Source organism: Stenotrophomonas sp. 22692 (assembly GCF_052045015.1).
Lineage (GTDB): Bacteria > Pseudomonadota > Gammaproteobacteria > Xanthomonadales > Xanthomonadaceae > Stenotrophomonas > Stenotrophomonas geniculata.
This window is the reverse complement of the sequence record NZ_JBQEMR010000009.1, coordinates 83,604-97,838: the sequence shown is the minus strand read 5'-3', so window position 1 is coordinate 97,838 and position 14,235 is coordinate 83,604. Positions and strand designations below refer to the sequence as shown.

Sequence of the window (14,235 nt, the reverse complement as noted above, 5' to 3'; positions counted from 1 at the left end):
TCAGTCTCCCCAGCGCAGTGCGGCTTCGAAGCCGATATGGCGTTCGCGATGGCCGTCGTAGACCGGCCGCGACCAGCGCACGCCATACTCGAACACGCGGCCCTGGCCCAGCTGCCACTCGTGCATGTACGACACCGACGGCACCAGCGCACTGCCGAAGCCGTCCTGCCAGTAGTCGCCCAGCGAGACGGTCAGCCGGTGCCGGAAGTGGCGTTCGTAGTGGCGCCACAGCTGCTGGTCGATGCGCAGGCCGATCTCGACCATGCGGTCGCGCTTCGGGTTGAAGTAGGGAACATCGTCGCGGCTGCCACGACTGGTGTAGGCACTGGCCAGGCCATCGATCAGCCACCGTGGGCGGGTCAGCAGGCGCTGTTCAAGTGCGGTGCTGAACAGTTCGCGATGGTTGCCATCGTCGTAACGGAAGCGACTGGCGCCGAACACCCAGTGCGTGCGTTCGCTGCGCCGATAGTCGACCTGCGCACTGACGCTGTCAGCGGTGATGCCGGCCACGCGCGCCTGCATCGACGCCTCCGGATCATTGCGTGCGGCAATCAGTCCGGCATGCCAGTAGTCGTTGAACTGCCAGCCCACGCCGACGCGCAGGCCGTTATCGCCAATGTGGTCGTTGGCGCGCAGCACGGCCGCTTCCGCATCCAGCCGGCCGAAGCGGTAGCGTACGCCCGCGCCCAGCCACAGCGGGTCGATGCGCTGGTCCTGGAAATCGACCGAGCGCCGGTCGGCGAAGACGAACAGCCGCCAGCGATCGTCGAGTACGGGTGTCTGGACCTCCATGCCATAGCGGCGATCATCGTTGCCCAGCGGCGAGGTGCCACTCCCGCCGGAACTGCGTCCGATGTCGGTCCATGCCTTCAGCTGCCAACCGCGATGCGCGCGCCAGGCCTGGTCCATGCGTTCGACGGCGGGCTGGGTGGGGTAGCGTGCGACCAGATCGTCGTGCAGCGGTCGCGCCAGGTCATCACGCTGCAGAGCGACGTAGGCTTCCTGCATGCCCAGCCGTGGCTCGATGTCGCGCGGGTCCAGCGCATGCGCCATCTGTTGCCGCTGCAGCGCCCTGCGTGGCCAGCCGCGCATCATGTAGACACTGCCCAGCGCACTCTGCAGGCCGCCGTTGCCCGGTGCGATGTCGACCATCGATTCCAGATCGCGCTGCGCGGTGGGCAGGTCACCGCTGTAGGCGCGCACCATCGCCAGGTTGAGGTCGGCCTCGTAGCGCGACCAGTTTGGATACGGCGACTTCCCGTTGCTCCAGCGCCAGGCAGGTTCCTTGTCGCGCCACGCCTGCAGCAGGTCGACGGCCTTTTCCTGCTGCTCGCTTTCCAGGTAGGCGTATGCCAGTTCCGAATGCGAGGCGTCGCGCGTTGGATCGCCAGCGACCGCTGCCTGCAGCACCGGAATGGCTTCCTCCGGGTGCAGGGTGCCCATCAGCGAATCGCCCACTGCGGGCAGCACATAGTCGGGCAGGGCATGGCCTTCGGCCTGCAGTGCGCGGGCTTCCTCGCGCACCTGCGCATGGCGGCCCAGCCGGTTGAGCAGGATCAGCCGGTCCATGCGGATGCGCAGTGGCGCCTGCGCGGGTGGAGTGCCTTCGGCGCCCAGGTAGCGCTGCATGCGCGCCAGGGTTGATTCGGCCTCTTCCAGCCGGCTGTCTTCGCTGCTGCTGTAGGCCAGGCTCCAGACCACCAGCTTGGCCAGGTAGTCGCCTTCGATGCGCTGCTTCTGTGCAGCGTCGAACAGCTGCGGGCGTTGCTGGTACAGCGCCCAGGCGCGCCACGCATTGCCGATGTCGCCCAGGGTCAGTACGCGCAGCTTGAACAGCAGATCGTCGTTGGGCTGCTGCTGGCTGGCGCGCTCGATGGCGCCGAGGGCATCCAGCCAGCGGGCCTGGTCGCGGTAGCGGCCGATCTCGGCCAGGGCCGCCTCGCGGTCGGGCGGGGCAGCACTGCTGGCCCAGGCCAGGGCGGTACAGGCAAGGCCGACGCAGAGCGCCAGCCGGCGGTGGACAACCATTGGGGACCCCCTTGGCTTCCGAACCAGACAACCTGAAAAATGTGACGCACATCACATGCCAGATTTTGGGGTGGCCGTGGCCTGCGTCACTCCCCTCGCGAACTCCCATCCAGCAGGGATGGGCGAAACCAGGACAGCGACCTGCAATGTCTTGTCTGAAACGAGAGTCCCCCGCGCACCGAGTGGTGGCCTGGGCGGCGCTGCCGCCCCCATGCCCGATGCCGGCACGCGGCAAGGATGGGCATTCGTGGGCACTATCCGCCCGGAATTGTCAGCCCGGCGTCAAAATGCGCAAACGGGCTGACGAGCGGTAGGTGGGGCCGGTTGCTGGCCCCATGCGGCTTACCAGAGGTCTTCCAGCTTGCGCGGCTTGCAGGCCACCCAGGAAGCGCACAGCATCAGGGTGGCGCAGCCGAACAGGAAGCTGAACGGGATCGTCCAGCCGTCGCTGACGGTGTGCAGCCAGCCGACCAGGAACGGCCCCAGGCAGCTGAAGCTGTAGCCCACACCCTGCATGAACCCGGACAGCGCCGCCGAGCCGGTGGGGGTGCGGGTGCGCAGGTTGATCAGGGTCAGCGCCAGCGGGAAGGTGGACGGACCGACGCCGAGCAGGCAGGCCCACAGCAGCGGGGCCTTCATCGGTGCCAGCAGCAGGCCGGTGAAGGCGATCACGAACGAGAAGAAGCCGATCAGTACCAGCGGGAACGGGTTCTGCAGGCGCACCGCCATCGACGGGATGACCAGCGACGGTAGCAGGCCCAGTGCCGAGAACACGGCCACCATCACGCCGCCGAACGCGGGCGTGCCACCGGCCTCGACCACGATGCGCGGCAGCCAGGTGAACATCGAGTAGGTCATCAGCGAGGTCATGCCGAACATGAGCGTCATGCTCCAGCCCAGCGACGTGCGCCAGACCTTGCCATGCGGCTGCGCGGTGGGGTCGGTGGCGTCGGCCTGCGGCTTCGGCGCGCGCTTGGCCAGCACCAGCCAGGGCAGTGCGGCGGCCAGTGCCAGCAGCGCCCACATGCCCAGCGACACGCGCCAGCCGGCAGCGTTGGCCATCGGCACCGCGAGCAGCGCCGGCAGCATCGTGCCCAGCTGCAGCACGCTGATGTAGAGCGTACTCATGGTGCCGACCTTGTTGGCGAAGTAACGCTTCACCAGCGGCGGCACCACCACGTTGCCGATGCCCATGCCGGCCAGCGCCAGCACCGAACCCAGCAACAGCGTGCCGACGTTGCCGGCGCTGGAGCGCAGCAGCAGGCCGGCCATCGCCATCACCATCGCCAGCAGGGTGGTGCGCTCCAGGCCGAGGCGCCGCGCCAGTGCCGGCGTGGTCACGCCGAACAGCGCGAACGAGGCGGTCGGCAGCATGCCCAGCACGCCGGTCATGGTGGTGCCGAAGCCGAACTGCTGGCCGAGCACGTCCAGCAGCGGGGTGATCGAGGTGACCGCCGTGCGCAGGTTGACCGCTGCCAGCAGGATCGCGGCAAACGCGAGGACGCGACCGTGCAGCAGCGACGGCGAATCGGAAGTGGAGGAACTCATCGGTGGTCCTTGCAGGTGTCGCACGCCGCAGCAACGGCATGCAGCGCCGGCATCGGTCTACGCCGAAGCGGCAGGTGGGGGTGGGGGCTGCAGGTGGGCCGGCAGCGCGGCCATTGTACGTGCGCTGCCGGGCAAGGTCCCGTCATGCGGGTGGCCCGGCGCTTGGCACAAAAAAACCCGGAGGACAGTGATGTCTTCCAGGCTTCTTGGTGACCACCGAAGTGGTCGGGGAGACAGGATTCGAACCTGCGACCTCTACGTCCCGAACGTAGCGCTCTACCAGACTGAGCTACACCCCGAAGGAGCCGCCTAAGATACCGTGTGAAGGCCAAGGCGGCAAGGTTTTTTTACAGCTCAGCGACGATTTTCTTTCTCGATACGGTTCTGCTCGCGGGCTTCGAACCACATGCCGTTGAGGATGGCCACCGTGGAGGCGAGGCCGGCGCCGAGAATCCAGGCGAAATACCACATGGTCGATCTCCTTTGTTCAAGGGTGTGCCGGCCGTGGGCCGGCACACCGTCAATCAGTAAGCGTTCGGGTTGTTGCCCATCTCTTCGGTGGTGGTCTTGCCCTTGAGCACGCGGTACACCCAGGTGGTGTAGGCGAGGATGATCGGCAGGAACACCGCCGTGGCCAGCAGCATGATCCACAGGGTCAGGTGGCTGGACGAGGCGTCCCATACGGTCAGGCTGGAGGTGGGCTGGCTCGAGGACGGCAGCAGGAACGGGAAGATGGCGAAACCGACGGTCAGGATGATGCCGGCGATGGCCGCACCGGAAGCGATGAAGGCCAGCCCGCCGCGACGGGCACGCAGCAGCACCGCACTGGCCAGCAGGCCGGCCAGGCCCAGCAGCGGTGCCAGGATCGTGGCTGGCATCGCGCTGTAGTTGCGCATCCAGCCACCGGCGGCGCCGAGTTCGGCGGTCTTCAGCAGCGGATTGGTGGCGCCATCGGTAACCACCTGCGAGGTGATCTGGTAACCCGGCAGGCCGAAGGCCACCCAGGCACCGCCCACTGCGAACAGCACGAAGGCGATGATCGCGGCGATGCTGCCGAAACGGGCTGCACGTTCGGCCACCGGGCCGTCGGTCTTCAGCACCAGCATGGCGGCACCGTGGGCGACCAGCATCGACACGCTGAGCAGGCCGGCCAGCAGCGCGAAGGGCATCAGCAGGCCGAAGAACGAGCCGGTGTAGAAGATGCGCATGCTGTCATCGAAGTGGAACGGCACGCCCAGCACCACGTTGCCCACCGCCACGCCCATGATCAGCGCCGGGATGAAGCCACCGATGAACAGCGCCCAGTCCCAGGTGTTGCGCCAGCGTTCGCTGGGCATCTTGCTGCGGAACTTGAAACCGACCGGACGCAGGATCAGCGCGAACAGGATCACGAACATCGCCAGGTAGAACCCGGAGAAACTGACCGCATAGAGCGGCGGCCAGGCGGCGAAGATCGCGCCGCCGCCCAGGATCAGCCACACTTGGTTGCCTTCCCACACCGGGCCGATGGTGTTGATCACCAGCCGGCGCTCGGCGTCGTTGCGGGCGACGAAGGGCAGCAGGGTGCCCACGCCTAGGTCGAAACCATCCATCACGGCGAAACCGATCAGCAGGATGCCGAGCAGCAGCCACCAGATCACGCGCAGCGTGGTGTAGTCCAGAAGAATGAAATCCATCTTGGTTCTCCTGCCTCAGGCCTGGCCGGCGGCGGGCGCCGAGGCATTGTGGGAAGCATGCGGCTGGGGCGACTGCAGCGACGGCAGCACCTCGTCCGGACCCTTGCGGATCGCCTTGAGCATCAGCTTGATCTCGACCACGATCAGCGCGGTGTAGATTGCGGTGAAGCCTGCCAGGGTCAGCACGATTTCATGCAGGGCCAAGCCCGACGCCGCATAGAAGGTCGGCAGCACGCCATCGACCGCCCACGGCTGGCGACCATACTCGGCCACGAACCAGCCGCACTCGATCGCGATCCACGGTGCCGGCAGCGTCCACAGGGCCAGCTTGAGGAACCAGCGCTTGTCCTGGAAGTTGTTGCGGCAGGAGTAGTAGAAGGCCAGTGCGAAGAAGGCGATCAGGTAGAAGCCGAGGCCGGCCATCACGCGGAAGGTCCAGAACAGCGGCATTACGCGCGGCACGGTGTCCATCGCCGCCTGCGAGATCTCCTGCGGGGTGGCGTTGAGGATGTCGTCGCGGTAGCGCTTGAGCAGCAGGCCGTGGCCCAGGTCCTGCCAGTGGCGGTCGAACATCTCGCGTGCTTCAACGTCGTTCTTGTTGGCGCGCAGGCGCTCCAATGCACCGTAGGCCAGCTGGCCGCCACGCACGCGGTGTTCGGCGCGCTCGACCAGTTCCAGGATGCCCGGAATCGGCTGGTTCAACGAGCGGGTGGCGATCAGGCCCATCAGGTAGGGGATCTTCACCGCGTAGTCGTTCTGGTGGGTTTCCTGGTTCGGGATGCCGAAGGCGGTGAAGTCGGCCGGCGCACGCTCGGTCTCCCACATCGCTTCGATCGCGGCCAGCTTCATCTTCTGGTGTTCGCTGGCGGCGTAGCCGCTCTCGTCACCCAGCACGACCACCGACAGTGATGACAGCAGGCCGAACGCCGCGGCCACCGCGAACGAACGACGGGCCAGGTCCTTGTGCTTGTTGCGCAGCAGGAACAGCGCGCTGATCGCCATCACGAACACCGCACCGGTCACGTAGCCGGCGCTGACGGTGTGCACGAACTTGGCCTGCGCCACCGGGTTGAACACCACCGCCATGAAGTCGACCACTTCCATGCGCATGGTTTCCGGGTTGAACACCGCACCGGTCGGGTTCTGCATCCAGCCGTTGGCGACCAGGATCCAGATCGCCGACAGGTTGGTGCCCAGTGCCATCAGCCAGGTCACCATCAGGTGCTTGACCTTGCTCAGGCGGTTCCAGCCGAAGAAGAACAGGCCGACGAAGGTGGCTTCCAGGAAGAAGGCCATCAGGCCTTCGATCGCCAGCGGCGCGCCGAAGATGTCACCCACGTAGTGACTGTAGTAGGACCAGTTCATGCCGAACTGGAATTCCATGACGATGCCGGTGGCGACGCCCATGGCGAAGTTGATGCCGAACAGGACGCCCCAGAACAGGGTCATCCTGCGCCAGATCTCCTTGCCGGTCATCACGTACACGCTCTCCATGATGGCCACCATGAACGACAGGCCAAGGGTGAGGGGTACGAATAGGAAGTGGTACATCGCGGTCAGCGCGAATTGCAGCCGCGACAGTTCTACGACTGTCTGATCAATCATGGCCTGGCTACCTCGTTGGATAGTGCCGTTGCAGGTGGCGGGAAGGGTGGTCTACGACGTGAATGATGTGACCGACTACTTCAAACAGCCTTGATCCAGATCAATGTATGAACAGGTGCCCCGGTTGATCGTATGCCAACCCGATGAAGACTGCGACCGCTGGCCGCAGAGGCCGGCCATTGCCTGCGCCTACAATGCCGTGTCTCCCCCGTTGCCCGTGAAGACCCCTTGAGCGCTGCCGAAACGACCCCTGACAGCCTGTCCCCGGAAGCCGAAACTGCCCGCCAGCGTCGTGTCCGCGCGGCGTGGCTGGCCGATCTGGCCCATTCCGCCCGGGGGCGCCAACGCCTGGCGGCCCTGTGCATCAGCCTGTCCGGTGCGTTGCTGATCGGCCAGGCCGCCGCGATCGCCTGGCTGGTGCAGCAGGTGCTGGTGGAGCGCGCGCCGCTGGCCTCGGGGCTGCCAGTGCTGGGCGGGCTGGTGGTGATCCTGGTGCTGCGCACGCTGCTGGGCAGCGCCACCCAGGCGGCTGCCGGGGATGTAGCCGATGCCGCGCGGCTGGCCCTGCGCGAGCGAGTGTTCGCCCGACTGCTCAGCCATGGCCCGTTGTGGCTGCGCCAGCGCCGCACCGGCGAACTGGGCGAACTGATGCTGCATCACGGTGATGCGATCGAGAGTTATTACAGCGGGTTCCTGCCGGTGCGCACCGAGGTGCTGGTGGTGCCGCTGCTGATCCTGGCCGCGGTGGCCTGGGTTGACTGGGTGGTGGCGTTGATCCTGCTGTTCACCGCGCCGCTGGTGCCGTTCTTCATGATGCTGGTGGGCTGGGGCGCCGAAGCCGCCGGTCGCGCCCAGTTGGGGGAGCTGGCGCGGATGAGCGGCCACTTCGCCGACCGCATCAAGGGCCTGGGCCTGCTGCGCCTGTATGGCCGCGGCGAGGCCGAGCTGGAGGGTATCGAGGCGGCCGCCGAAGGTGTGCGCGTGCGTACCCTGAAAGTGCTGCGGATCGCCTTCCTGTCGTCCACGGTGCTGGAATTCTTTGCCTCGGTGAGCGTGGCGATGGTCGCGCTGTACCTGGGCCTGAGCTATCTGGGCATGATGTCGCTGCATTCGGCGGTGCCGACGCTGGGCGCGGGCCTGTTCTGCCTGCTGCTGGCGCCGGAGTTCTACGCGCCGCTGCGGCGGTTGGCTGCGCACTACCACGACCGCGCCAATGCACTGGCCGCGGCGGCCGAGGTTGAGCGTCTGCTGCAGTCATTGCCGGACGAGCAGGGCCTGATCGAGAACGAGAGTGCGCCGCTGGCTGTGGAACCGGCCGAGGCCGCGTTGCCGCCGTTGCAGGCACAGGGCCTGGTGCTGCGCCCGTTGGGCGCGCCGCACGATGTGCTGCAGGATCTGGATGTGCTGCTGGAACCGGGCCAGCGCCTGGCCCTGGTCGGTCCCAGCGGGTCCGGCAAGAGTACGTTGCTGGAGGCGCTGGCCGGTTGGCTGCCGCCACGTGCCGGGAAGCTGCAGGTGCGTCCCGGCGTGCAGGTGGCCTATGCCAGCCAGCGTCCGTACCTGTTCCACGGCAGCATCGCCGACAACCTGCGCCTGGCCGATCCCGGCGCCAGCGATGCGCGCCTGCGCGCGGTGGCCGAGGCTTCGCAGGTACTGCAGTTTGCGCAGCGCCTGCCGCAGGGGCTGGATACGGTGATCGGCGAACGTGGCTTCGGCCTGTCCGGTGGTGAGGCGCGTCGCATCGGCCTGGCCCGCCTTCTGCTGCGTGATCCGCAGGTGCTGCTGCTGGACGAACCCACCGCGTTCCTGGATGCCGATACCGAAGCGGCATTGCTGCGCAGCCTGGCCGCCTATGCACGTGGCCGCAGCGTGGTGGTCGCCACCCACAGCCCGGCGGTGATCGCCTGGGCCGATCGTTGCCTGCTGCTGCCGGAAGGCCGCCTGGTGGAACCGGCACAGGCGGTGCGCGCATGAGCCGTTCACCTGATTCGTTGCGTGCGGTGTTCCTGCGCCATCGGCCGCGCCTGCTGCTGACGATCCTGCTGTTGTGGACCACCATGCTGGCCGGCACCGCACTGCTGGGCCTGTCCGGTGGTTTCCTCACCGCCGCTGCATTGGCCGGTGCGGCCGGCCTCGGCCAGGGCTTCAACTTCTTCTCGCCGTCCGCGGGTATCCGCGGGCTGACCATGGCGCGCATCGTGTCGCGCTACTTCGAAAAGCTGGTGGGCCACGACGCCACCCTGCGCATCGCCCGCGACTTGCGCGTGTGGTTCTTCCGCCGCGCGCTGCCGCTGGCACCGGCACGGCTGGGGGCGACGCGCACCGGCGATCTGCTGGCGCGCCTGCTCGGTGACATCGGTGAAGTGGACGGCCTGCTGGTGCGTGCGATCGGGCCGCTGGTGGCGCTGGGTGCGCTGACGCTGGTGGCGGTGGCCTCGGCGGCGCTGATCCTGCCGTCGGCAGCAGTGTTGCTGGCAGTGCTGGCGCTGCTGATCGCTTTCGGCGTGCCGTGGCTGGGTGTGCGCGGTCGTGACGATGAAGAGGCGGACCGTGCCGCGCATCGCGCCGCACTGCGCACCGCCGCCTTTGAAGGGTTGGAGGGCGCGGGCGATCTGGCCGCGCTGCATGCCGATGCGGCGTGGCAGCTGAAGGTGCGCGTGGCCGCCAAGCAGCTGGCTTCGCGGGATCGTCGGCGCCGCTGGCGCCTGATCGCGGCCTCGACCCTGCATGGCCTGGTCGCAGGGCTGGGGCTGGTGGCGATGCTGGCACTGGCGCTCCACGCGGCCGAACAGCAGCGTATCGCGCCGGAAATGGCCGCGGGCCTGGTGTTCCTCACCGTCGCGCTGATCGAACTGTGGGCCGGGATGGGGTTGGCGTGGCAGTCACTGCAGTCCGGGCGGATCGCCGCTGATCGGTTGCAGGCCATCGTCGAGCAGGCGACGACGGTGGAGGATCCGGCAGCGCCACAGCCGGTACCGCAGGCCGCGCGCGTGCACTGGGATGACGTGCATTTCCAGTGGCCAGGCGCGGTGCGACCGGTGCTGTCCGGCCTGCGGCTGACGTTGGCGCCTGGGGAACGCATCGCCATCCGTGGCGACAGCGGCAGTGGCAAGACCACGCTGTCCAGCCTGCTGCTGCGGCTGTGGGATCCGCAGCAGGGGCGAATCACCTATGGTGGCATCGACCTGCGTGATTTCAGCCAGGCCGACTGGCATCGGCAGCTGGCCTGGTTGCCGCAGAACGCGCCGGTGTTCGCCGGCACCGTGGACGAGAACCTGCGCCTGGGGGATCCCGATGCCAGCGACGCCGCCTTGTGGGCAGTGCTGCGCCGCATGCGCCTGGGCGAATGGGCCGAGCGCAACGGTGGCCTGCAGGCCTGGGTGGGCGAGAACGGCGCGACGATGTCGGCCGGCCAGGCGCGGCGGCTGGCGCTGGCCCGTGCACTGCTGCGCAATGCGCCGATCCTGCTGCTGGACGAACCGACCGAAGGCCTCGACGTGGATACCGCACGTGCGCTGCTGCAGGACCTTTCCGGGTTGCTGGACGGGCGCAGCCTGTTGATGATCACCCACGACGACCTGCCTGAAGGCGTGGTCGATGCGCAGTACCGGTTGCGCGATGGGGCGCTGGTCCGCGAACTTTGACCGATGCACATCCGCGCGTGGCTCGGCTCTACAGGTTGGCTATCGCGAGAACTCGCGCAGCATCACCGCGATCGAGGCCACGTTGGCCAGCACGCACAGCCAGAACACCCACTGGAACGAGGCTTTGCGGTGCTTGTGGCGGAACATCGCCTGGCCCAGCAGCGCGCCGGGCCAACCGCCGGCAAAGGCCAGCAGCTGTAATGTGCGCTCCGGAATACGCCACTGCTTTCTCTGCGCCGCGCGCTTGTCGTGGCCGTACAGGCCGAACGACACCGCGCTGGCGAGCAGGCACCACCCACCCAGCCACAGCGGCAGCACGCCGCTGACCGTCAGCGCGATCAACGCGCCGAACGCGGCCAGCGCGAGATGTCGCCGCCATGCCACCTACAGCGCGTCGAGAAAGCCGCGCACGGCCGGGCCGAAACGCTCGAAATCGACGAGGAAGGCGTCATGGCCCTGTGGCGATTCCAGGCCGATGAAGTGCGCATCGGCACCGCCGGCGCGCAGGCCATCGGCAACCTGTTGCTGCTGCTGCACGGGGAACAGGATATCGGTGTTGGCGCCGATCGCCAGCGCCTTCTCCACGCGGATCTTCGCGAGCCCGGTCAGCACGTCGCCGTCGGCATACTCGGCCAGGTCGAACCAGTCCATCGAGCGGCTCAGGTACAGGTAGCAGTTGGGATCGAAAAAGCGCACGAAGCGCCGTGCGTGGCCTTCCAGATAGCTTTCCACCTGGAATTCCAGGCCGAACGGATCGTCGTCGGTCTGGTCCGAATCCAGCCGCACGCGGCCGAAGCGGCCATCCCACTCCAGCGCGGAGCGGTAGGTGATCACGCCCAGTTTGCGCGCCATGCGCATGCCGGACTCGGGGTACTCGGCATCGTCGTAGTGGCCGCCATTCCAGCGCGGGTCAAGGCGGATTGCCTCGCGCTGCAGCGAGCGGATCGCGATCGAGAACGGCAACGCCTGCGCGCTGCCGGAAATGTTGACGTGGCTGCGCGCGATGCCCGGATGCAGCATCAGGATGGCAAGGGCCGTCATGCCGCCCATCGAGTTGCCGACCACGCAGGCCAGCCGCTCGATACCCAGGGCGCGCACGACCTCGATGGCGGCGCGTGCGCCGTCTTCGATCGACAGCTCGGGGAAGTCGAGGCGATACGGTTCGCCCGTGGCCGGATTGAGCGAGGCCGGACCGGTCGAACCCTTGCAGCTGCCCAGCGAATTCACGCACACCACGAACCAGCGGTTGGTATCGATGGGTTTGTCGGGGCCAACCATCGCTTCCCACCAGCCCGGTGCCGGGTTGGCCTCGTTGGCCGCTGCATGCGCGTCTGGGGACAGGCCGGTCACGATCAGGATCGCATTGCTGGCATCGGCCGCCAGCGTTCCCCAGGTCTCGTAGGCCACGCGCGCGCCGTGCAGGGCGCCACCGCGCTTGAACGGGAACGGCGAGGGCAGGGCGTGGAAGCGGGTGCCGGGCGGGATGAATTCGGTCATGCACGCATTCTAGCGGGGCGGCATGTGGAGCTGGCGACACGCTGGATTCCAGCAGCGGGTGGACGCGGACCGGACCGCCGTATCCACGCATGGCGTGGATCTGCTGTAGAGCCGAGCCGATGCTCGGCTGGCGGGCGCCGGCAACCCAATCGCAGCCGAGCGTAGGCTCGGCTCTACAAGTCAGGGAAACCGCAGCTCAACCACGCCGTCATGCGGCAGCGTCACCCGCACCACGTCGCTTTGCAGGTCGCCCTCGCTGCGATTGGCGCTACCAGTACGCGAGATGCGTGCCAGCACTTCCACGTCGCGATGTGCCGACAGCGGCGCGGTCGGCATCGGGCTGTCAGCGTCGCCCAGCCCGACCGTGGCCGGGAAACCGGCCAGCGGCAGCTTGCGTGCGGCCACCGGCATCGGCGGTCCACCCACGGCGCGGGCCAGCACGAATACCCGGGTGCTGGCCGGCCACTCGGCATTCTCCAGCGCAGGCAGCTGCACGCGTACCTGCAGCAGCGCCGCTGGTGCTGCAGGGGCGGCATCGGGTGCCAGGCCTGCGGCTTCGCGGGCGATGGCGATCTGCGCCTGCAGCGCCTGCGCGGCGCCGGGCTCAAGCCGTGGCAGCAGGCCGCTCCACACATCCGCGGCCTCGGCATTCTTTCCGCGCTGGCGCAGGGCGATGCCCAGCAGCCAGCTGGCGCGCTCGGCATCGGGTGCCTGTGCACGCGCCTGTTGCAACCAGGCCATCGCGGTGTCATCGAACTGCTTGCCGGCATCGGCCTGCGCACGTGCCTGCGCCGCTTCCACCAGCACGCCGGGGTCTTCCGGGGCGAGAGCGGCGGCACGTGCGAAGGCGTCCGCCGCGGCTGCGGCGTTGCCCAGTTCGGCCTGCGACCGGCCCAGCAGCGCCCAGCCATCGGCCCGCTGTGGGTCACGCTCCAGTGCATCCTGCAGGGCCTGCACGCCATCGCGCAGGGTGGCTACCGACGGCGTCGGTTGGACCTGTGCTGCACGCGGATCACCGACCAGCAGATACAGGCAGGCACCGGCCACGCCCAGTGCGAACACGCCGACCACGAAACCGCGACGACCGTGGTGGCGCAGCGGCCACAGCACCAGCGCTGCCATCAGCGCAGCAACCAGACCGGCCAGCACCGGCAGCCAATGGCTCACCATCCGTCTCCTTCATCGGCCTTTCCGGCCGGTGCTGCGCCGACCGTACGGCCACGACGGCGGACAATGCCCAGCACCACCAGTGCGCCGGCGCCGAGCATCAGCAGGGGACCGCCCCACAGCAGCCAGGTGCCCGGCTGCAACGGTGGTTGATAGAGCACGAACTCGCCGTAGCGGGCGACCAGGAACTGCTTGATCTGTGCATCGTCGTGGCCCTGCTGCATCAGCTGCAGCACCTCGCGGCGCAGATCCTGCGCGATCTGCGCGTTGGAATCGGCCAGCGACTGGTTCTGGCACTGCACGCAGCGCAGCTGCGCGGCCAGGTCATGGAAGCGGCGTTCTTCGGCGCCATCGCGGAACTGCAGTGGCTGCGGATCGTGCAGCGGCTGCTGCGCCACTGCGGCCAGCGGCAGCATCAGAAGCAGCAACGCCAGCAGCCAGCGCATGGGCTCAGGGCGCCGTGTGCAGCGTGCTGCCGGCATTGCCTTGGGCCTTCTCGATCTTTTCCAGCGCCGGGATCAGCTTCTCGTCGACTACGCGCTGGGTCATCGCACCGCTGTACTTCCAGCGCACGATGCCGCTGCCGTCGACAAGGAAGGTCTCCGGTGCAGCGGTCACGCCCCAGTCGATGGCGGTGCGGCCTTCAACATCACTGAGCACGACCATGAACGGGTTGCCCAGCTGCTCCAGCCAGTGCAGGGCATCGGTCGGCTCGTCCTTCCAGTTGTAGCCGATCACGCGCACGCGCTTGCTCTCGGCGAAACGGGTCAGCACCGGGTGTTCCTCGCGGCAGGCCGCGCACCAGCTGCCCCATACGTTCAACAGGTAAGGCGCGCCGCGCAGTTCGTCGCTGTGCACGATCATCTCCGGGTCGTGCAGCACCGGCAGGGCGAACGCCGGCGCCGGCTTGTCGATCAGCGCCGAGGGCAGCACGTCGCGCTGCGGATCACCCGATTTCATCACCCCGTAGATCATCAGCCCGAGCAGGCCGAAGAAGAACAGCACGCCGATCACGATGGCTACCGGCGGCAGCGGGCGGGAGGGGCGCGGGGCGGGGGACTCGGACATGG

At 67.8% G+C, this 14,235-nt stretch carries 12 protein-coding genes and 1 tRNA gene; 2 read left to right on the top strand and 11 right to left on the bottom strand.

Annotated features, from left to right (window positions below):
• The 6 genes from pgaA to ACTJJM_RS09920 all read right to left on the bottom strand — a co-directional run bounded on the left by pgaA (position 1) and on the right by ACTJJM_RS09920 (position 6,857).
• The gene (gene pgaA, locus ACTJJM_RS09945; protein ID WP_241883452.1) at positions 1–2,028 is read right to left on the bottom strand and encodes a poly-beta-1,6 N-acetyl-D-glucosamine export porin PgaA; all 2,028 of its coding nucleotides are present in this window, start codon (positions 2,026–2,028) and stop codon (positions 1–3) included.
• 342 nt (positions 2,029–2,370) lie between these two features.
• Positions 2,371–3,576 (bottom strand): CynX/NimT family MFS transporter, encoded by a 1,206-nt coding sequence (locus ACTJJM_RS09940; RefSeq protein ID WP_126559462.1) that lies wholly within the window; start codon positions 3,574–3,576, stop codon positions 2,371–2,373.
• A gap of 222 nt (positions 3,577–3,798) precedes the next feature.
• Positions 3,799–3,875: transfer RNA gene (locus tag ACTJJM_RS09935), tRNA-Pro, on the bottom strand.
• A 55-nt stretch (positions 3,876–3,930) separates the two neighbouring features.
• Complete coding sequence (cydX, locus tag ACTJJM_RS09930; RefSeq protein ID WP_005410354.1) at positions 3,931–4,047, bottom strand: cytochrome bd-I oxidase subunit CydX; 117 nt, start codon at positions 4,045–4,047, stop codon at positions 3,931–3,933.
• A 53-nt stretch (positions 4,048–4,100) separates the two neighbouring features.
• Positions 4,101–5,252 carry a cytochrome d ubiquinol oxidase subunit II gene (cydB, locus tag ACTJJM_RS09925; protein WP_005410353.1) on the bottom strand — a complete coding sequence of 384 codons (1,152 nt, stop codon included), beginning with the start codon at positions 5,250–5,252 and terminating at the stop codon, positions 4,101–4,103.
• 15 nt (positions 5,253–5,267) lie between these two features.
• A complete protein-coding gene (locus ACTJJM_RS09920; RefSeq protein ID WP_005410352.1) occupies positions 5,268–6,857 on the bottom strand; it encodes a cytochrome ubiquinol oxidase subunit I in 1,590 nt (529 codons plus the stop codon).
• A gap of 228 nt (positions 6,858–7,085) precedes the next feature.
• Here ACTJJM_RS09920 and cydD point away from each other — a divergent pair, with 228 nt between their 5' ends.
• Both cydD and cydC read left to right on the top strand, forming a co-directional pair.
• Positions 7,086–8,831, top strand: coding sequence for a thiol reductant ABC exporter subunit CydD (gene cydD, locus ACTJJM_RS09915; protein WP_019336639.1), 1,746 nt, complete (start codon positions 7,086–7,088; stop codon positions 8,829–8,831).
• On the top strand, positions 8,828–10,501 hold the full coding sequence (gene cydC, locus ACTJJM_RS09910; RefSeq protein WP_241875356.1) for a thiol reductant ABC exporter subunit CydC: 1,674 nt from the start codon (positions 8,828–8,830) through the stop codon (positions 10,499–10,501). Before cydD ends, cydC begins: the two co-directional genes overlap by 4 nt.
• A 39-nt stretch (positions 10,502–10,540) precedes the next feature.
• Here cydC and ACTJJM_RS09905 read toward each other — a convergent pair whose 3' ends face one another.
• The 5 genes from ACTJJM_RS09905 to ACTJJM_RS09885 form a co-directional block, all read right to left on the bottom strand.
• On the bottom strand, positions 10,541–10,885 hold the full coding sequence (locus ACTJJM_RS09905; RefSeq protein ID WP_010486674.1) for a DUF1294 domain-containing protein: 345 nt from the start codon (positions 10,883–10,885) through the stop codon (positions 10,541–10,543).
• Positions 10,886–11,998, bottom strand: a complete 1,113-nt coding sequence (metX, locus tag ACTJJM_RS09900) for a homoserine O-acetyltransferase MetX (protein ID WP_143994849.1) — start codon at positions 11,996–11,998, stop codon at positions 10,886–10,888. It abuts the gene before it with no gap.
• Between the two features lie 180 nt (positions 11,999–12,178).
• Positions 12,179–13,168, bottom strand: a complete 990-nt coding sequence (locus tag ACTJJM_RS09895; RefSeq protein WP_143994850.1) for a tetratricopeptide repeat protein — start codon at positions 13,166–13,168, stop codon at positions 12,179–12,181.
• Positions 13,162–13,611 carry a cytochrome c-type biogenesis protein gene (locus ACTJJM_RS09890; RefSeq protein WP_019336393.1) on the bottom strand — a complete coding sequence of 150 codons (450 nt, stop codon included), beginning with the start codon at positions 13,609–13,611 and terminating at the stop codon, positions 13,162–13,164. Before ACTJJM_RS09890 ends, ACTJJM_RS09895 begins: the two co-directional genes overlap by 7 nt.
• Positions 13,612–13,615: 4 nt before the next feature.
• On the bottom strand, positions 13,616–14,233 hold the full coding sequence (locus ACTJJM_RS09885; protein ID WP_005410345.1) for a DsbE family thiol:disulfide interchange protein: 618 nt from the start codon (positions 14,231–14,233) through the stop codon (positions 13,616–13,618).
• Positions 14,234–14,235 lie beyond the last annotated feature (2 nt).

Coding starts and splice junctions, on each gene's coding strand:
- pgaA (WP_241883452.1), bottom strand. CDS start 2,028: ATGGTTGTCCACCGCCGGCTGGCGCTCTGCGTCGGCCTTGCCTGTACC.
- ACTJJM_RS09940 (WP_126559462.1), bottom strand. CDS start 3,576: ATGAGTTCCTCCACTTCCGATTCGCCGTCGCTGCTGCACGGTCGCGTC.
- cydX (WP_005410354.1), bottom strand. CDS start 4,047: ATGTGGTATTTCGCCTGGATTCTCGGCGCCGGCCTCGCCTCCACGGTG.
- cydB (WP_005410353.1), bottom strand. CDS start 5,252: ATGGATTTCATTCTTCTGGACTACACCACGCTGCGCGTGATCTGGTGG.
- ACTJJM_RS09920 (WP_005410352.1), bottom strand. CDS start 6,857: ATGATTGATCAGACAGTCGTAGAACTGTCGCGGCTGCAATTCGCGCTG.
- cydC (WP_241875356.1), top strand. CDS start 8,828: ATGAGCCGTTCACCTGATTCGTTGCGTGCGGTGTTCCTGCGCCATCGG.
- metX (WP_143994849.1), bottom strand. CDS start 11,998: ATGACCGAATTCATCCCGCCCGGCACCCGCTTCCACGCCCTGCCCTCG.
- ACTJJM_RS09895 (WP_143994850.1), bottom strand. CDS start 13,168: ATGGTGAGCCATTGGCTGCCGGTGCTGGCCGGTCTGGTTGCTGCGCTG.
- ACTJJM_RS09890 (WP_019336393.1), bottom strand. CDS start 13,611: ATGCGCTGGCTGCTGGCGTTGCTGCTTCTGATGCTGCCGCTGGCCGCA.
- ACTJJM_RS09885 (WP_005410345.1), bottom strand. CDS start 14,233: ATGTCCGAGTCCCCCGCCCCGCGCCCCTCCCGCCCGCTGCCGCCGGTA.